This window comes from Carnobacterium funditum DSM 5970, from assembly GCF_000744185.1.
GTDB lineage: Bacteria > Bacillota > Bacilli > Lactobacillales > Carnobacteriaceae > Carnobacterium_A > Carnobacterium_A funditum.
Window position 1 is genome coordinate 1,772,910 of sequence record NZ_JQLL01000001.1, and the last position, 19,581, is coordinate 1,792,490.

Below are 19,581 nucleotides of genomic sequence, written 5' to 3' on the forward strand. Positions count from 1 at the left end.
TATCAGAAGCAAGAGGGAGGGGAATGCACTCTTTTTAAGGTTAATAAAAATAAAGTTCTTCACATGAACGGCTACAGATAATAAGCAGATGACTAATAAAAATAACTGAGCGATTCCAATAGGGCAATACCCAAAATCTATCGGAACAGCAAGATAAACAAAATAGGTTCCTAGAAACAAAAAATTTAGGGTAGCTAATATAAAGTAATTTTTTTTAATACTCAAACGAATAGATTCCTCCTTTTTAATCGTTTGATTCAGACTTCGACTCGTTCTTAGTTCGTTAAGTATACCTTAATGAAAAAAATAGTTGCCCGTTTCTACTCTATTTAACTCAACTATCCGCTTTAGTTGAATCTTTGAAGACTAGACGTAAAAATAAGACGATATTTGTAGAGACATGTTTGATTGTCCTAAAAAGCAATCCATTTATTGTAGACTTAAAGGCTCTACAACATAAGCTTGTTTCTCTCTAGTATGCCGTAATGTCCTTAGCCACATATAACAATTTATGTGTATGTAGAACTCACTAATCAAGCTGTAGAGAGACAAGCTGTAAGGCTTTATACTATAGGATCTGCAAGAACCACCAGTAAGAGGAATATAAGGAGGTAGACAAGGGGACTTAAATCAGAGTCAATCAATAGCTGCTATGTTGATGATAAATGATAGAAAAAGCCTTAGCGACAGTAAAGATAGTATATACTATACACGATATTATAACTAATGTTTTTTATGTTAAAAGAAATCAAAGATAGCTTAGAGAAAAATAGTAGAAAGAATAATAGAGATACATGGAAAAGGATTCTGCAAGCAAGACTATCAAGATGAAGGTTAGGTAACATCGAGGTCATGACTAATGCTAGTAGATCTGTCCTTCAGACATCGTGGAAAGGCTTCACACTTAATATTAATACAACAAAGCTATCAGTAGACAGATAGTTATTTATTTTAAAATTTCACAAAAAAATCTCATAGTGGAACTTTAAGGTTTGCCCATAGCAGATACTATCAAGTTTTAGGCTTGTAGAATATTTGGAATAATAATAGAAAGATAAAAAAAGAACCGTGTCTATGTACCGACCCCTAGAAGTTAGACCTAAAAAATCTAACTTTTGGGGGTTTTTCATATGGCAAAATATACATTTGAACTTAAACTAGAAATCATTCAAGCCTATTTACGTGGTGAAGGGGGATATGGAACACTAGCGACTAGGTTTGGGGTTTTACACGCATACCAGGTTCGTATGTGGGTTAATAGTTATAAACAGTTTGGCGAAGAAGGACTTATGAGAAAAAGGAAAAATAATTCTTATTCTATTCAATTCAAAACAAATGCGGTAGAATTATATTTAACTACAGAGATGTCCTACTTTGAATTAGCGAATTTCCTTGAAATCACTAATCCTTCTATTCTTACACGTTGGGTAAAGGAATATCGTCATTATGGTATTCAAAGGCTCTCTAAACAACAAGGGAGGCCACCGAAGGTGTCTGATAAAAAAGATAAAGTCATTATCTCTGAAAAGCTGCCTAATAAAGTAGAAACAACCCGAATCCAAGAACTTGAAAGACAAAACCGCGCTTTACAAATTGAGATTGCTTGTTTAAAAGAATTGAGGAGGTTGCGTCGCGAGGAAACTCGACTAGAAATGAAGTTATCTCAAGAATCATCCACAACCTCCGAAGAGACTTCCAATTAAAAGAAATTCTTGAGGTTCTTAAATTTCCAAAATCAACTTACATGTATTGGCAAAAGAGATTCAATCGGCCTAATAAGGATGAAGAAGATGAAAAATTATTACTTCAAATTCGTAAAGATCATAAGGATTATGGGTATCGTCGTGCACAAAAAGAGATGGAAAAGCGAGGACGCAAAGTAAATAAAAAGAAAGTTCAACGATTAATTAAAAAGCTAAAAATCCAAGTACACTCTTATACTCGTAAATCACGTAAGTATAGTTCGTATAAGGGGACTGTTGGTCGCATAGCGAAAAATAATATCCACCGCCGGTTCTATACTAATGTAGTTCATCAAAAAATCACAACGGATACGACTGAATTCAAATACTTTGAGACGGATAAAAACGGTGTTATCCGTCAGGGAAAGCTCTATTTAGACCCTTTCTTAGATATGTATAATAGTGAGATCATCTCTTATCGTATTTCAAAAAGACCTACTGCATTAGCAATAATGGGGGCTCTTGAAGAGGCTATCGAAGCTACAAGTAACTGCCATTATAGACGTACCTTTCATTCTGATCAAGGTTGGGCCTATCAAATGAAAAGCTACTCCTATAAATTAAAAGAACACAAAATTTTTCAAAGTATGTCCCGTAAGGGAAACTGTCTAGATAATTCACCAATCGAGAATTTTTTTGGAATACTCAAACAAGAAATTTATTATGGCGAAGTTTACCGCAGCTTTAATGAATTAAAACAAGCAATAGAAAGTTATATCGAGTATTACAATAACGAACGGATGAAGAGTAAATTAAACTGGATGAGCCCTATTCAATTTAGAGAACAACAAACTGTACTCCTTAATGATTACTCTGCTTGAGTGTCTCTAAGGTCACAGCTAATCTCTAAACAATAAAAAAGCAGTCTTTGTTTAAACCATTTTTAGAAATAATTATAGTGTAAAGGTAAAAGAGCACAAAAAAAGGAGTAGAATTAACTACTCCGTTAAAAGTCTAACTATTTGGGGTCACTACACTAGTAAGGTTCTTTTTTTATCTGATTTCTTATGTTGTTATTAAGTTTATAAAATAGATGCTTAATAATCTTAGTAGCAAATGTCCGAAGCTCAAGAAATTAGCAATGACAGTTTATTTCACTGCCTCATTGTTCAACGGATTCTTCTTGATCTGTCAGACTAGCTACAGACAAGTTCAATAGACGCGTACGTTCAATATTATTTGCAGTCAAACGATACTGACCATACTTAATTTTATTCTGCTCTCTAGGACGTGGAATAGTCCCCTGTTGTGTAATGAAATAACCAGTAATTGAATCGACATCATTCGATTTAATCTTTGTTTTAAAGTATTCATTAAATTTTGACAACGGAGTAGATCCATTTACCAAATAGTAATTATCTGTAAGTTTCCCGATTAAGTTATAGGTTTCATCATAGTCATCGTCTATATCTTCAACTAGATGACTATCGAATGGATTACTTGCAAAAATATATTGAGCAAATGAAAGAAGCCGTTATAGGTGATGTAGATTTAATGGGTTATACTAGTTGGGGAGCTATTAATTTAGTAAGTACCTCTACTTCTGAAATGTCTAAACAGTATGGATATAGCTGCGTTCATCAAGATGACGAAGGAAATGGCACTAACCCAATTTATTTATAGTATTAACAAAATTTTGAAAGGTAAATTTAAATCAAGAAACTAAAGTACCCAAAAATTATTTGAAAAAAAATATGGAGGAGAAAAAAATGGGATTTAAACAAGGATTTTTATGGGGTGGAGCTACTGCTGCTAATCAAGTTGAAGGGGGCTATGATGAAGCTGGACGTGGTTTAGCAAATGTAGATGTAGTTCCTATAGGAGTTGATCGGTTTCCAATCATAGCTGGACAAATGAAACACTTCGATTTTGATGATCAACATTTCTATCCAGCTAAAAAAGCCATTGGTATGTATCATCGTTATAAAGAAGATATCGCATTATTTGCTGAAATGGGTTTTACAACCTATCGTTTATCTATTGCGTGGAGTCGTATTTTTCCAATGGGAGACGAGAAAGAACCAAATGAAGAAGGGTTACAATTTTATGAAGACTTATTCAAAGAGTGTCATAAATATGGAATTGAACCTTTAGTTACCATTACACATTTTGACTGTCCAATGTACCTAGTTGGAAAATATGGGGCATGGCGTAGTCGTGAAATGATCGGTTTCTATGAAAATCTTTGTACTATTATTTTCCGTCGTTATAAAGGACTAGTGAAATATTGGTTAACGTTTAACGAAATTAATATGATTCTGCATGCACCTTTTATGGGAGCGGGATTGTATTTTGAAGAAGGGGAAAACGAAGAGCAAGTAAAATACCAAGCAGCTCACCATGAACTAATAGCGAGTGCTATGGCTACTCGTATTGCTCATGAAGTGGATCCAGAAAATCGAGTAGGTTGTATGTTGGCTGCAGGACAATACTACCCTTATTCATGTAGACCCGAAGATATTTTCAAAGCACTAGAAGCTGACCGTGAGAATTATTTCTTTATTGATGTTCAATCACGTGGCGAATATCCGGCATATGCTTTGAAAAAATTAGAACGTGAAGGTGTTTCAATTAAAATGGAAGAGGGAGATTTAGAGTTGTTGAAAGAAAACACAGTAGATTTCATCTCTTTTTCCTATTATTCTTCACGTGTTGCTTCAACTGATCCCAAGATAAATAAAACAACAGCTGGAAATATTTTTGCTTCTGTAAAAAACCCTTATTTAAAAGAAAGTGAATGGGGATGGCAAATTGATCCATTGGGACTAAGAATTACGATGAATTCACTGTATGATCGTTATCAAAAACCCCTTTTCATTGTTGAAAATGGACTTGGAGCCATTGATGAACCAGATGAGAGTGGGTATGTAGTTGACGATTACCGTATTGAGTATTTAGCAGCTCATTTAAAAGCAATGAAAGATGCCGTTGATTTAGACGGAGTTGATTTAATGGGTTATACGAGTTGGGGTTGTATTGATTTGGTTAGTGCTGGGACAGGAGAAATGAAAAAACGTTACGGCTTTATCTATGTAGATCGTGATAATGGAGGAAATGGAACATTAGCTCGTTCTAAGAAAAAGTCCTTTAACTGGTATAAAAAAGTAATCGAAACAAATGGAGAAGACTTAACTAATAAATAAGTTAAGAGGTTGGGATAAAAAAATTCAATCTCTTTAATATTTTTAAAAAAATAATTGCAATCTCTTCTGATTAGAGTGTACCAATAAAAAATATTTAGAGAGAATGGCTTTCACTATGTTTATAGTGTAGATGATAAGTGTCGATTAAATAGCTCATGAAGGGCTGCGTACTTTATAAAATGAAGTCTGGAAAATGGAGTTTATTACTATAAATCTACTACCTGTGATAAAGTGGAAATAATAAAATAATAATTGGAGAGAGAACGATGACTAACTTAATAAGCAAGAAATTTACATATATATCCAGAGATAAAACTGAAATAATGGTATACAACTGGATGCCAGTTGGTCAAGAACCAAGAGGAGTTGTTCAAATTTCTCATGGTATGGCTGAAACGGCAGTTAGATACGAGAGATTTGCTAAAGTATTAAATAAAAAAGGGTTTATCGTTTATGCTAACGATCACAGAGGCCATGGTAAAACAGCTGCAAATATAGATGAGCTAGGCTACCTTGGAGATAAGGATGGATTCGAGTTACTAATAGAAGATATAGCTAAATTATCAGACATCATAAAAAAAGAAAATCCAGATTTGCCAATTTACTTATTTAGCCACAGCATGGGTTCATTTGCTGTTCAACGCTATATTATGGAGTACAAGGATAAAATCGATGGCCTTATCTTATCTGGTTCTAACGGGGAACAAGGTTTAAGCTTAAAAGCAGGAAAATGGATAGTAAAGTTAGCAATGATGATCAAAGGTAGGAAGACTAAATCCAAATTTATAGACTCTTTAATTTTTGGTGGTTTCAATAAGAAGTTCTATCCAAAGACAACTGGATCTGAGTGGTTAACAAGAGATGCAGATGAATTAGATAAGTATGTGCAAGACCCGTATTGTGGCAATCTATTTCCTATAAGTTTCTACGATGAGTTAATAGAGAACTTGGAATATATTGAGGATAAAGATAACGTTAAAAAGATACCAAAAAATTTGCCAATATTTATTATATCAGGAGCACAAGATCCAGTTGGTGATTTTGGTAAAGGAGTAAAAAAACTCTATAAGAGATATGAAAAATGTGGGGTTAAAGATTTAGAGATAAAAATGTATGAAGGAGCCAGGCATGAGCTTTTGAATGAAACAAATAGGGATGAAGTAATGGGGGATGTTGTCGAGTGGTTAGAAAAGAGAGTAGGATAAAAAAGGAAAAGGTTTAATGCAACCAACTGTTCTCGATTTTTATCTAACCTGAAAAAATCATATTTGGATTACCTTATGCTTTTAAACTACAAAGACAGCAAGCTAATAAAGTTCAATTAAATAGCGTGTACTTACCTTTATTGAGATTCATAAACCTACGTAAAAGTTCTAGTACAATTGTTTACTAATTCGAAAAAATTCAAAAAACTCATTCTAAAATAGTTAAGACTCAATATTTTTACTGGTTTCATTTGCTCATTCATTTTGAAATTGTATTGTTGTACTTCTAATTTCATCCCAAGCTTCACTCTACGTGCTTTATCTGAAGCTAAATCTGTTTGAACTTCCTTTTGTATCGAATATATCCGACACAAAATTTAGATGTATGATAATGATGGAGATGGAATGGTTGGAGAATAAGAAACTAGATCAAAAAAACAAACTAGTTTTTTTGATCTAGTTTGTTTTTTTTACGATACAGATAGACGATTAGGGGAACTCGATTATCGAGCCCCTCCGCCACCACCACCACCGGCACCTGCTCCACCACCAACAGAGGTTGACCCACCTATTCCGGATGCTGCAGATGAAGCACTTGAGTGAAATCCTCCACTTTCTAACCCAGTGGACCAGTCTTTTCTAAATCCTGTCATCCCATTCCAATACAAGGGATAATAGATAAAGTTATTCTCTCCAGAAACATTATTCAAATTCGGAATGAATCCTTTGAATTCCTTCGTTATTTCTTCACTCCTAAAGTATAAGATATTCCAGAATAAAAGTTCTCTAAACGTTAATAGATTGGTGTTACCAGTAAAGTCTTCTAATTTAGTCTGTTCTAAATAATGATCAAATTGAACAAAACGTTCAAATAATTTATCCCCTTCAGGACTAGCAATAGCTACCTCATGTTTCATCCCCCATACTTTAATTTCAGTAAATGAAATGAGTCCTTCTTTTTCTAGATACTCTTTTGAGTAATCAATCAAATAATCTGCTAACTTTTCTACTTCCTTAGCGTGTTTTTTCGCCCATTGTGTCATTTTTTTGTCTTCAATGAAACCATGACGGTTTGAAGCATCCAATAGCATGAACCACAACCCATTTTCATAAGTTTCCCCAGAGCTCATTTCTAAGTGACCAATATAATCAGCGAATGATTGAGGATATCGAGCACGCTCCTCCTCAAAATGACAGATTTCTATTTCCGCATCAAAAGTACTACCAAACAAAGATTTTTTTTCAGTTGTATGGATGATGATTCGTTCTTGTGCAGACCATTCCAGTAAATAAGCTGAGAAGTAATCCTCAAAATATCCTTTTTGAATATCTTGCAATAAATAAGCAAGTCCTGCAAAATCTTTTCCTTGATAAGGAATTTCTTTTAATAAAACCTCTTTGTTATCCTTTATCCTCTGTGCTCCTGAACGCATTTGCCCAGCATCCTTTTTAGCTTTTTTCATTTTATTATAATAGGTGAGGCCTAAAATAGCTCCTCCTCCACCAGTAACTGCTAGTAGAGATGCAATAATAATAATGGCCGTATTAGAAGAAGCCTCTTCATTATAAGCTGAACCATCCATTGCCATATCTAACTGTTCTTCTAAAGTCAGATCTAAATTAACTTGTGTATTAAACTGTTCTTGTGGAAACTGAAGCAATACCGTCACATCTTTACTGCTATCGATTTCTTCTTCCGTTCTCCAGACAACTGTTTCACCTTCTAATTGAAGCTCTCCTGCAAAACCAAAACCCCAAAAGCGGATATCTTTTTCTGTGAAGGGTTCAAACCCAGTAATTTTGACAGTTAAATTTTCTGCTGGAATAGCAGAAAAAGTATCAAAATTCCATAACAATGCTTGTCCATCCTCTAATTCGCGAACTAAATTTGATAAGGTATAAGAGACTACATATTCATTTTCTCCATATTCACCGATGCCCCAAATGAGTTCCAATCCGCTATCTGTTTTAACTATGCCATAACGGTTAGCTTTTTCCGCTAATGAAGCATCTCCGTTCCATAACGCTACCTCTTGAAAACCAGTTACTGAAAAATCAAGCAATTCTGAATCCTGCAGATCATCCAACACAATATATAATTCGGTCCCTTCATCCATATTCATTTTTCTATGTTCTGTGACAATGCCAGAGCCATCTTCTTGTAACTCAACGTCAATAGTTATATCGGATAGCTTATTTTCCGCAAAAACCGTTTCACCAAAAGCCATACTAAACAGAAAAAATACTCCAATAATTAACGTTCTTTTTAGTGTTTTATTCATCCTTTTATCCTCTTTTTCTTTTAATTATCTAACAAATTGTTACAATCCAGCCTGCTAATCTAACTAGTATAATGATAACCCGCTACTTTAGTTCAGCTTTTCTTTCTATTTTAGTTAACAGTGACTCAGTCTCTCTCAGTGTTATCTTTCTAGATAAGGAGCTTTGAGATATACCAGCAATTCGGATAATATTTTCAACTGAATAATGTCCTGAGTCATATAAGTGTAAAGCATCTTTTACCTTTTGCTTGTCTATTATTGGTCAGGCAAGTTCTATACCACGTGGTTTAGCCGACGCTAAATCTTTATGGACTCGCTGAAGTGCTAAGTCTCGTTTTAACTGAGCAATCACAGCCATCATCTGAAACATAGCTTGCCCAGTAGGTGTAGAGATATCTAAATTCTTCTTTAACAACGAAATAACTTCTACGCTTGGTTCTTTAAATTCTTCAACCGTAGAAAGACTAGCTAACATCTTTCTACCCAAATGACTAATGGATTCAATGATGGCAGTTCACCTAATCTAAGGCAATTAAATGAGGGGCCTAGTCAGGCATATTTATTCTGTATACCTGTGAATTTCTCTTGAATAAGTTTATTATATCAGACTAGTTCTTCTATTGTATATGTAGATCAATCTGTTTACTTTTTAGTCTAACAGGAACAGTCTTATAGATAATGGTATTTAGGAATGATTAAGGAGAACGCTTTTTTTTAACTATAGAAAGGTGATTCTATAAAATTTTTTTGCTGTTTTATTTTCTGCAAAAAAAGATTCACAAAAACATTTAATTTTGGGAACGGTTACAAATAGTTAATTAAAAAAATATTTGAGAAGGCAATACAGGATACTAGTGATGTATGGATAGCTAGCACATAAGACATTATGCTGTAAAAGGTGTTTCCAAAAAATACAATGCCAAGAGTATATTTTACTGAGGTTACCAAAAATTAAATCCGATATAAGTTTGGCGAAATGTTGACTATGAACGATATAATTTCAGAGATAGAATATAAAAATAGTAGTACTGCTGATTAACTGCTAATAAGAAAGTCATACTAGGGATATACAGATGAAAATAATACATATCAAAAAGAACATACGAGTGTATTCTAGAATTTCAAAGTAAGTAATAAATTTTTAAAATTATCTAGCCAAGTATCAGGCAATATAAAATTGGAACAAGCATATCTGAATATTCCAAATATGCTTGTTGCAATGTATCAAGTTAATTTCTTTCTCTAGCCAAAGCTAGCCAACCAATAAGTTCATTAACACGGTCTAAACTGGGTGATTTTGCCTAGCCCCTAAAAAAAGGAGGAATAAGCAAATTATCTTAAAAGTTGTCTACGAAATATCGGAGAAAATTCTTGCTGTTCTGTTTGTGGTAAATACCAATTAGCTAAGAGGCTTTTAATTTTTCTTGGTATTCAAATGAAACTTTTTTAGTTTTTGCATATTTTGCAAGACCTTAGTTCCTTTTTTCTAATCAATTTTTTCTTTGCACATATTTACGAAGTACCTATGAACTTCTAAGTTATCAGTCATTTCCGGGTGGAAAGACGTGGCAAACATATTATTTTGCCTTGCTGCTACAATTTTATCATCAACAGTACAAATTATGTTAACATCCTCAAAAACTTCTGTAATTAATGGCGCTCTAATAAAAATTAACGGTATAGGATCACTTGAGATCTCATTGATTATAATATTCTTTTTAAAACTATTAACTTGACTTCCGTAAGCATTTCTTTTTACTTTTATGTCCATAACTTTAAGATGACCCTGAGAAGATTCCTCATTATATTTAGCAAGTAGTATCATACCGGCACAAGTTCCCCAAACAGGAAATCCTGAAATAATTTTTTCTCTTAAAATCGCAAGCATTTTTCTTTCTCTTAAAATGTTCCCTATTGTTGTACTCTCACCACCGGGTAAAATTATCCCCTGTAAATCGTTCATATCTTCAAGTTTTTTAATCTCTACGCCTTCATGTCCAAGCTTATTAATGTGGTCTATATGTTCTGCTACACCGCCTTGAAGTGATAAAACTCCAATTCTCAATTTTTACCAGCCTCTCTCTGCAAACTTTTCTTTAATTTCACCTATTTCTAGACCGCTCATTGATTTTCCAAGGTTTTCTGAAACTTCAGCTATAACTTTCGGGTCATTGTAGTATGCAGTTGCTAAAACTATAGCTTTTGCGACCGCCTCTGGGTTTTCAGCTTTAAATATTGCTGAACCCACAAAAACTCCTTCTGCTCCAAGTTGCATCATTAAGGCAGCATCTGCTGGCGTCGCAATTCCACCTGCAGCAAAATTCACTACTGGAAGTTTACCGTTTTCCCATACATATTGAATTAAATCAATTGGTGCTCCCATATCTTTAGCAATTGTCATTAACTCTTCTTTTGGAGCATTTTTCACTTTTCTAACATCATCCATTATACATCTCATGTGCCTAACAGCTTCTACTACATTTCCTGTACCTGCTTCACCTTTTGTTCTTATCATAGAGGCGCCCTCTCCAATCCTTCTTAGTGCCTCTCCTAAATTTCTCGCTCCACAAACATAAGGAACCTTAAAATCCCACTTATTTATGTGGTATTGTTCATCTGCTGGAGTTAAAACTTCACTTTCATCTATAAAATCTACCCCTATTTCCTGCAGAATTTGTGCTTCAACAAAATGTCCAATCCTACCTTTAGCCATTACCGGAATAGTTACAGCCGCCATTATTTCTTTAATCATTTGAGGGTCAGACATTCTAGCTACACCGCCCTCTTTTCTAATATCTGATGGCACCCGTTCTAGTGCCATAACTGCACAGGCCCCTGCCTTTTCTGCAATTATAGCTTGCTGCACATCCACTACGTCCATAATTACTCCGCCCTTTAACATTTGAGCCAAATTTTTATTAATTTCATATCTTTCCATAAAAAAACCTCCTAAAAATGATTTGATAAGTAAAGTATATTATATATTCGTAAATTTTCATAGTGTATAGATACGGATTAGGCACAAACAATAATCTGAAAACTTCACAGAAAATAATTTCAAGGCCCTAATCAAGGCAAGCTCGTATAATGAACTGAGAAATAGACTATATCTCTAGCCCGCATAACCAGATTTTGGTAATTTCAAGGTAGGGAGTTTTTTACAACGCTGTTCTTGTTGTATGCTCTGAATTCTCTTAGTTCTTTTTCCATTCCTTATTATTTTATCCAATAGCAGACAAGATTTTCGAACTTATCCTTTATTTATGGAATTAAAATACCTATAGGTTTAAGTTTAGATCCAGTGAAATACTTTTTATTGCTGAATCTCGATAATTATTAATCGAATAAAATTCATTATCAAAAGAAGCGAAGACCCCTGTCTAGATGGGTCTTCGCTTCTTTTTTCTATCTAGGATACCACATCGCCTTAGAAACTGATAATTGGTTTTTTCGACAAATTTGCAATGCTTGCCTGAATAATACTTACCGGCAAATAGATAATGATACTTAAAATCATGCTAAGTTCATAGAAAAGACCACTTTTTTTGATGGGTTTTCCTTTCAAGCGGCTTAAGAAGGCACTCAGTGCTATGCCATAGACATTTCCAATCATGATGGTTCGGATTGACCCCAGAATACCATTAGCTTTTTTCTCCCCGTATAATGATACGATACGGTCCCAAGACTCTTCGGTCGGGTTCCCTCTGGTATCGGCATAATATTGAGCAAATAGAAACGCTGACAATTCTTCAGAAGGAATGCTATCCGCCGTTCCAGTCAAAAAATTCTGGATTTCATCATTGCTCATGCCTTGCTCCAAGGCAATCTTCGTGTGGGCATAGGAACAAACCTCGCAGCCATTGACTTCCGTCACGCCTAACATGATTCTTTCGATGAATTCTGGACTCAAATCCATGTTCCGTTTGGCCTTGGACATGTATTTCGTTGTCCGTAACCCCTGATACAGAATTCGGTAAAATTCCCGAACTGAATAAATTTTCTTATATAATTCTTGGCTCATTTTTATCTCCTTTTGAAATATCAGCTCATCACTGCAATCATTTTAAAACTTATTATACCCCATATAGTATAATAAGTATATTATTCTGTTCAGCGAAAGAAGGAAGGCTGTATTAAGCCGACCCCAAAAAGTTAGATCTAAAAAATCTAACTTTTTGGGTCACTACACACTACATAGTTCAAGATTCTTTTTTATTAAGCATGCTTCCTATTCTTGTTAATTCAAATTATTTTCACCCATATAAGCATAGCAAAATAGGCTTATTCATTTTAAAATAGTGCATTCAACTAAATAGGGGATATAATTTGCTTAATATAAAATATATTTGTCATAAAGGGAGGGGTAATAGGGCAAAGAATTTAAGGTTAAAGGTAGCACGAGCAAAAAAATGATATGTCTCAACAGCAGTTGGCAGATGCTGTTAATGTTACCCGACAAACAATTAGCGTGATTGAAAGAGGAGATTACAATCCGACAATCAATTTGTGTATAGAGATATGTAAAGAATTTGATCTAACAGTAAACGATTTATTTTGGGAGGAATCAAAATGAAACAATACGATGAATACCAAAAATTAATGAGATATAAATAGGGCTATTATTCATTTATTTCTTTGATTAGTCTATTTATATTAAATTATTTACTGGGTCTATTCTTTAATTTGCAATGGGGTGCAACCAAAGAGATAGAAATATTGGTTATAATGTTTGTAGTCGGTATATACTTTGCCAATACAAGTGTCTATCGCAAAGCTTATTTTCGTAAAAATGATGACAAAAAAACTACTCTTGGCTATTTTTGATTGTGGGATTGTTCAGCTTAACTAAGACTTATCAAACTTTTTTAATTATGCCTGAAGAAATAATAATAGATGGAAAAATGAAGAAAAAAGAAGGTTAGTATACTTAGTGGATTGATATACATGACTTTATGTATCTAAGTAACCAGAATTATTGGATTTCATCTACTTAGGAATTATATCCAAGTATGAATGTCCAAAAAAATAAGTATAGTGAAACTAATGTAATTATTGTTCCTATAATTATGCTAAATAAAGCTGAAGATTGGCTTTGCTTTCGTATTTTTATTCCAGTAGCTATAAGTGTAATTCCTCCAATTAAAAAAATAACTTCAAATAGCAATATAGGCCATTTTATTTCTAGTGATCTTTGTATGAAATTCATAAGACACCGCCTTTTTATTAATATAACTATTGTAACTAAAATGAGTTGTATTTGATACACTGACACTGAAATAGCCTTTGTTTGAAAGGAATACGGATACACGATTGGATGTCATTTCATGTAGGATAATCAATTGAAACTACAGAAGATTCGACTCGTTTAGTTAGTAAGCAACTAGTTAATGAAGATGCAATTAAAGATGTCAATGAAGTGACCGAAGAAAAGAAAAATTTCTTTAGTAGGATTTTTAAAAAATGATTACCACAGTGCAGTTCCAACTGCGTTTTACGAAGATGAAGAATGATACATAACTGATACGATTAAATACATTATTTATTTACAAAATCTAGGAGTAGATTCGGTTTTAGTTTGTGGATGTACTGGTGAACAACATAGCTTAAATGTGAATGAAAAATTAACTGTTTTGAGCACTATAGAAGAAGAATTGAAAATAAAAAAATTTTTTTGAAATAATTTTTGGTTTAGCAAGTGTCTGACAAAAAGAAGCTAGAACGTATATAAAATAAATTTCTGATCTCATAAACGAACCGATTATTATTTATAACAATCCAAAACGAATAGAATTTAATAGGTCTATAGATTCAACAGATTATCGTCTATTTCTGGAAATTGGTATCCTTTAGAAATAGCGAGAGCGGTTTCACTCGGTGATTAAAGGCTCTGAACAAGAATTTTATCGACAATGTGACATAAATAAAATATTTAAAAGTAGTCCAATAACTTATTTTAAAAAAGAGATTTCAATTAACAAGAATTTAGCAATGGACATAACTAGAAGCCCACTAGGCAATAAATAATTAATAATTTATTCTAAGTCAACTTAAAAACTAATCTTTATTTTACGCCAGAAAATGTCCTTGTCGCTTCTCCGTAAAAATTATAGTAAACTAGATTAAGCATACCTTTCCATTTCACAGAAAGAAGGGATCAAATGACAAAGGAAAAGACACTTCTATTAAATCAGAGCACGATTAAAGATTTGGTCGATGTAAAAGATATAAATGAAATTGTGCATGAAACGTTTAAAGGTTTGGGGGACGGTTCGATTGTGAATCCTTCTAAACTTACGCTCGACTTGGGAGAAACAGGTGGCTATCCTTCCTACGATGGCTTTATGAATGCAATGCCTGCTTATATTGGTTCTCAGGATATCGCTGGGATGAAATGGGTTGGGGGATTTCTTGGAGAACGCAAAGAGGCTGGACTGCCTTACATTACAGCTATGATTCTGCTGATTAATCCGCATTTAGGAACGTTTATCGCTGCACTCGATGGCGCTTATATCACGAATAAACGAACGGGTGCCCAAACAGCGAATGCATTATTTTATTTATTAGACAAACCGCAAGTCAAGATTGGCTTATATGGTGCTGGCGAACAAGCCCGGACTAATATTATGGCTATCGCTGATTTATTTGAAATTACTGATTTAATCGTATGGAACCACCGCTTAAAAACGGCTGTAACTTTTGCAAAAGAGATGCAAGAGTATGTAACAAATCCTATTGAACCTACGTTGGATGCTTACAAAACGAGCCAAATGGATGTATTGATTACAGTTACACCTGCTCAAGAACCGATTATCAAAACAGAATGGGTCCAACCGGGAACAATTGTCTTTCCTCTCGGCTCCTTTCAAGAGATTGAAGATGACCTTATTTTAAAAGCAGATAAAATCATTGTCGATCATGTGCACCAAGCACTTAATCGTGGCGCCTTGAAAAAATTGACTGGACAAGGAAAGCTATCAGAAGAAAATATTTACACTACTTTAGGTCAACTGGCTCTTAAGAAAGCGACTGTGGGTGATTTGTCCCATGAAATTACTCTTTGTATTCCAATCGGTACAGGCGCGATGGATGTGGCCGTTGCTTGGATTGTTTATCAAAGAGCTCTCGAAAAAGGACTTGGTGAAGACTTTAATTTTGAAGGATAATAGCTATGACTGGTAAAATTAAAAAAATGCATTGAAAGTCAGTTACTAAATTATGTAAAAGGATCATTGTAGAAAATACGAAAAAAATATAAAAAGTACGAATCGAGAATCTGTAAAAGTCATTATTTTTACAATACTATCTTACATAGTACCGTTTGTTGGGATAGTATTTTCAATTTATCTCTTAAATAACTCCATTATGAAAAATTATAGTAGTTGGATTAAACCGGTAGCATTAATTTTTTTAATTATCCAGATTCTAACTATTTTAAGTGCAGTAGTGTACTGCACTTAAAATAGTTAGAGAAAAAATCTATTTTATCTAATACATGAAAACCTATAGAATCATGTATCTAGAACCTTGTTAAATCAACGTTTATTATAAATGTATTACTTTTGTTTTCAAACATGTAAGATAATATGAAATTCTTAGTCTAGAATAAAGTAAAACACCAAATAAGTGTAAAGATATCTTTACACACTTATTTGGTGTTTTGTCATTATATAATTAAAGGTATCTTTACTTTAATTTGGAGGTTCGATTAATGAAGGGGACTAATTATATTCGAGAAATCTGACAAGAAAAGGGAATAACTCAAATGAAAATGGCTGAGGATAGGCAAATTACGTGCCAAACGATAAACGCAATTGAAAAGAATAAGTATAATCCCAGTCTAGAGTTAGCACTAAAATGGATAGCCTATTTTGATTTGCTAATCGACGATATATTTATTTTAGAGGAGGATAATAAATGAATGTAAAAGATAAACAAACAGGCAATAAAAGATTAACAAAATGGAGTCCTTACTTTAGTATTAGCTGTACACTTATTGGTGCAGTTTTGGGTTCGTTTCTTGTTTACTATTTTAAAGGTGAGTTTCCATACGAAGTACTTGCTGGCGGACTAGTAGCAACTCTCTTTTTGACAATTATTGAAGTAATAAAACAAAAGCAAAAGAAAAATAATATCCTTGAGGCCGACGAACGAGTTATAAAGAATATTTTTTGGTTTTTTCGCACATACGTCGCCTATTTTTTTAGGCAATTTAGTTATAACTCTAGGAGTTTTTACCCTTTTAGGTAATGAATCTAGTTCAATTTTTTATTTATGGATTCTTTTCTTCTCCTATATCTGGGTTGTAGGAATAGGAGCTCTTATCATTAAAAGAAAGCAGTCGAGTTTAAAAGAATAGTTAATTTTTATTAATAAATGAAATGAAATCATGTATCGAGAATTCTTCAACAGTGCGTTTTTTATTTTGGTCCTCTAATACGAGATGGCATGATAGACTAAACGAAAGCTTGTATCACTTTTGTAAGAGGAGAGGGCTTTTCAATGAGCTGCAATGTCAAACCATTACGTTCGCAGCAAGAAATAAATGACTTTTTATTTGGGTTAAGACGCAATAAAAATGCGAAACGAGACATCTTTCTCTTTTTAATCGGCATTAACAACGGTTTGCATATGTCCGATATCGTCAAATTGAAGAAAAAAGACATTCTTTTAGCTAAAAATTCCCGGATCATCGAACAGAAAACGGGGAAAACCCGTATTTTGCATTTAAGCAGTCTGTAGGATCCGATTCAGGAGGACACCAAAGACCCGGAAACAAACGATTATCTTTTTTTCAAGTACAAAAGGCAGTTATTTAGCAGACAATACCGTTTACCAGATGTATCAGAAGGTCGCTAAGCTCTTAGGAAGAGATGATAGAGGCACATACACGCTTAGAAAGATTTTTGGTTACCCTTACTACAAAAAACCAAAGATGTGACCACGCTAACAGAAATCTTTGTTCATAGCAGCGAAACGCTTACGAAACGCTATATTGGAATCAATAAAGATGAAATTAGTGAGGCCATGTTGAATTTTAGAATTGGTTTATAATTTTTTATAAAAAATGAGGGTTATTAATTTATTTGCCCCCATACTTAAATCCTTTATACAGAGCAGATACAGACTCGCTAATCGTGACAATAATGATGACTATTGTCGTAAATAATATCATCCTCTCAAAGGATATCGGAATGGACTGTTCGAATCTCTGAACGAATTCACTATTCCAAATGTTCAGGTTGTAGATGACAGTGATAAAAAGAATAGCCGATAGGATGTTTAACAATGTGGTAAAGAAAGCTATTTTTAATGTCCATTTACCTTTAATAATCTTGCTTAATTCTACTAAGATATTAATTGTGAATATCAGAAAGAGAAATAGTCTGATGGGAGTAATTTTCTCTATATTCAAAAGTGGAATAAAACTAAATTCACCGTCTGATCTATAATATATCCCAATTCTCTCATACAGAAAGAAGAATAACAGAAGAAACAGTGTACTAATAACAATAGAAAAGACAGATTCTCCCCTTGATATAAGGGCCTTTTTTTCCGGTAATTCGGGCAATTGAGAAGGGTCCCACTCCTGTTGTTCTATTCCGGACTCAATGGATATCTCGTAGTACTCTAATAAGGCAAAAATACTGGTGACCCAAACCGCTCCTTGCAAAACAGCAGAAAATAAAGAAATTAAATAATTTCCGAACACTTTCGTTAGGCTATCTAGTGAGAATATAGCGCCGATTCCCGATACTATTGACATACCGATAATAATAGATAGGGTGACAATTTTTATAACAAAAAGATAGTTGTAGAAGTATTTTGGGCCAATGAGATGTCTTTCTTTCCCTCTGTAGAGATTTGCTAATTCTATTGGATTTCCAAGCTCTCGCAATACTGTGTTTACTTTTTGTTGTTCAGAAAGTGTGTCATCCGTTTCATTTATCTTTTCGTCAATCAATAAGTTTAATTCATTGGCAACTTTTTTTCTAGATTTCTCCGGCAACTCTCTTGTAACCGAATAAATATATCTATTAATCAACACAATTACACCCTCTTTAAGTGAGTGATCCTTTACTTGATTATACCCTCTAGGTAAAAAGAGTAGAAAAAGTTAGCATTTAAGTTCCAAAAGTTAGACAGAAAGTGAAGAGGTTTCTCTAACTGGATAAAAGAATAACACCTCTAACATTAGGAGTGACAGAAACTCATGAGGTGCCTTTTATAATAACTAAAAGGCAAAGAAAAGCAGAGTCAACTAATTATAAAAAGGAAAAATCTGAATTTATAATACCGGTAATTCGATAAAAAAATTCAGGGAAATAAAATGTAACACTTTGAGGATTTGATAAGTGGAGAATTTAAGAAATAAGTGTCTACAATAATTAATTACCTATTTTTATTTTGTGTGCTACTATTTTCCGAAGTAACCACCAAAAAATAGAAGCCTTAAGAACCTGTAGTTTCCCAAATTATGTAATACACCCAAAAAGTTAGATTAGCTGTATTCAACAGTGGTATGTGTATTTAAGACTCATTAATTGGGGTCATTTCATATTTTATATGTTCAACTTTTTTTCTTCTTTTTTTCTTCTAAGTTATCCATTCTTTTCTGCATATCAGTTTGCTGTGACAGAAGTTTGTCTAGTTTATCATGAATGTCTTCTGATAATATTTCAGATTTCAAATTAACTTTAAAATCATTTCCTGCTGTTTTGCGGTCTCGTTCAGCTTGTCTATTCTGGCTCATCAATATGACTGGAGCTTGAATAGCCGCTACACACGACAAAACCAGGTTTAATAAAATAAAGGGATAAGGATCAAAAGATTGAGTTCCATTTAGTTTATTAAATATGATCCAACTTAAGAGAATAACAAAAAAGATAATAATAAATTTCCAACTTCCAGCAAAAAGAGTGATGCGATCGGCTAAGCGTTGACCAAATGTCATGGAAGTAAGCTTTGTATCTAATTCTTTAGATACTTTAGTATCCTTTAAAATTTCAATAATTTCTGTTGCATCATTAGTTAATAGTTCTTCATCTAAAATGATTTGAGCCAATTCTGATCGTGTTAATTTATCGCTCATTAACTGCTGCCTCCATTGGTATTTATTTTGCTTTTAGTATAGCACCAAAGTCAAAAAAAAGAGGATAAAACACCTCTATTTGACTGGATATTCAATAGTTCACTACCTTTATGAGCATAT

At 33.6% G+C, this 19,581-nt stretch carries 15 protein-coding genes and 3 pseudogenes; 10 read left to right on the plus strand and 8 right to left on the minus strand.

The window, feature by feature from the left end; all coding sequences use genetic code 11:
* Positions 1–1,130 precede the first annotated feature (1,130 nt).
* Positions 1,131–2,563, plus strand: a protein-coding gene (locus BR44_RS11340) for an IS3 family transposase (protein ID WP_425393555.1) whose coding sequence is annotated in 2 segments (ribosomal slippage) — positions 1,131–1,605 and positions 1,605–2,563 — 1,434 coding nt in all. Because the reading frame shifts where the segments join, the coding sequence is not laid out codon by codon here.
* 281 nt (positions 2,564–2,844) lie between these two features.
* Here BR44_RS11340 and BR44_RS11655 read toward each other — a convergent pair.
* Positions 2,845–3,192: a transporter associated domain-containing protein gene (locus BR44_RS11655; protein ID WP_084676122.1), complete on the minus strand. Its 348-nt coding sequence runs from the start codon at positions 3,190–3,192 to the stop codon at positions 2,845–2,847.
* Between BR44_RS11655 and BR44_RS08350 the strand changes: the two are divergent.
* The 3 genes and pseudogenes from BR44_RS08350 to BR44_RS08360 all read left to right on the plus strand — a co-directional run.
* Positions 3,162–3,347 (plus strand): annotated as a pseudogene (locus BR44_RS08350) (family 1 glycosylhydrolase); the annotation flags it as partial. The gene BR44_RS11655 and the pseudogene BR44_RS08350 sit on opposite strands and share 31 nt — an antisense overlap.
* 104 nt (positions 3,348–3,451) lie before the next feature.
* Complete coding sequence (locus tag BR44_RS08355) at positions 3,452–4,885, plus strand: 6-phospho-beta-glucosidase (RefSeq protein ID WP_034551836.1); 1,434 nt, start codon at positions 3,452–3,454, stop codon at positions 4,883–4,885.
* Between the two features lie 266 nt (positions 4,886–5,151).
* A complete protein-coding gene (locus tag BR44_RS08360; protein WP_034551837.1) occupies positions 5,152–6,090 on the plus strand; it encodes an alpha/beta hydrolase in 939 nt (312 codons plus the stop codon).
* Between the two features lie 503 nt (positions 6,091–6,593).
* Here BR44_RS08360 and BR44_RS08365 read toward each other — a convergent pair.
* The 5 genes from BR44_RS08365 to BR44_RS08385 all read right to left on the minus strand — a co-directional run bounded on the left by BR44_RS08365 (position 6,594) and on the right by BR44_RS08385 (position 12,393).
* Positions 6,594–8,372, minus strand: coding sequence for a DUF2207 domain-containing protein (locus tag BR44_RS08365; RefSeq protein ID WP_051912632.1), 1,779 nt, complete (start codon positions 8,370–8,372; stop codon positions 6,594–6,596).
* A 262-nt stretch (positions 8,373–8,634) separates the two neighbouring features.
* Positions 8,635–8,847, minus strand: a complete 213-nt coding sequence (locus BR44_RS11550) for a recombinase family protein (RefSeq protein WP_169740200.1) — start codon at positions 8,845–8,847, stop codon at positions 8,635–8,637.
* Positions 8,848–9,858: 1,011 nt separating this feature from the next.
* Positions 9,859–10,437 (minus strand): pyridoxal 5'-phosphate synthase glutaminase subunit PdxT, encoded by a 579-nt coding sequence (gene pdxT, locus BR44_RS08375; RefSeq protein ID WP_034551838.1) that lies wholly within the window; start codon positions 10,435–10,437, stop codon positions 9,859–9,861.
* A gap of 3 nt (positions 10,438–10,440) precedes the next feature.
* Complete coding sequence (gene pdxS / locus BR44_RS08380) at positions 10,441–11,310, minus strand: pyridoxal 5'-phosphate synthase lyase subunit PdxS (RefSeq protein WP_034551839.1); 870 nt, start codon at positions 11,308–11,310, stop codon at positions 10,441–10,443.
* Positions 11,311–11,799: 489 nt separating this feature from the next.
* The gene (locus BR44_RS08385) at positions 11,800–12,393 is read right to left on the minus strand and encodes a carboxymuconolactone decarboxylase family protein (RefSeq protein ID WP_034551840.1); all 594 of its coding nucleotides are present in this window, start codon (positions 12,391–12,393) and stop codon (positions 11,800–11,802) included.
* 323 nt (positions 12,394–12,716) lie between these two features.
* Between BR44_RS08385 and BR44_RS11350 the strand changes: the two are divergent.
* From BR44_RS11350 to BR44_RS08415, 6 genes and pseudogenes are all read left to right on the plus strand, one after another.
* Positions 12,717–12,945: pseudogene (locus BR44_RS11350) on the plus strand (helix-turn-helix transcriptional regulator).
* Positions 12,946–13,909: 964 nt separating this feature from the next.
* The gene (locus BR44_RS12195) at positions 13,910–14,047 is read left to right on the plus strand and encodes a dihydrodipicolinate synthase family protein (protein ID WP_425393580.1); all 138 of its coding nucleotides are present in this window, start codon (positions 13,910–13,912) and stop codon (positions 14,045–14,047) included.
* Positions 14,048–14,530: 483 nt separating this feature from the next.
* Positions 14,531–15,535, plus strand: a complete 1,005-nt coding sequence (locus tag BR44_RS08400; RefSeq protein ID WP_034551843.1) for an ornithine cyclodeaminase family protein — start codon at positions 14,531–14,533, stop codon at positions 15,533–15,535.
* A 590-nt stretch (positions 15,536–16,125) separates the two neighbouring features.
* Positions 16,126–16,290, plus strand: a complete 165-nt coding sequence (locus tag BR44_RS08405) for a helix-turn-helix transcriptional regulator (RefSeq protein ID WP_281173159.1) — start codon at positions 16,126–16,128, stop codon at positions 16,288–16,290.
* Entirely contained in the window at positions 16,287–16,619 is a 333-nt protein-coding gene (locus tag BR44_RS08410) for a hypothetical protein (RefSeq protein WP_034551844.1), read from the plus strand. Before BR44_RS08405 ends, BR44_RS08410 begins: the two co-directional genes overlap by 4 nt.
* A 252-nt stretch (positions 16,620–16,871) precedes the next feature.
* Positions 16,872–17,423, plus strand: a pseudogene (locus tag BR44_RS08415) (tyrosine-type recombinase/integrase).
* A gap of 28 nt (positions 17,424–17,451) precedes the next feature.
* Here BR44_RS08415 and BR44_RS08420 read toward each other — a convergent pair.
* Together BR44_RS08420 and BR44_RS08425 are read right to left on the minus strand one after the other, a co-directional pair.
* Positions 17,452–18,417, minus strand: coding sequence for a hypothetical protein (locus BR44_RS08420; protein ID WP_034551845.1), 966 nt, complete (start codon positions 18,415–18,417; stop codon positions 17,452–17,454).
* 522 nt (positions 18,418–18,939) lie between these two features.
* The gene (locus BR44_RS08425) at positions 18,940–19,461 is read right to left on the minus strand and encodes a DUF1003 domain-containing protein (RefSeq protein WP_034551846.1); all 522 of its coding nucleotides are present in this window, start codon (positions 19,459–19,461) and stop codon (positions 18,940–18,942) included.
* Between the last annotated feature and the right edge of the window lie 120 nt (positions 19,462–19,581).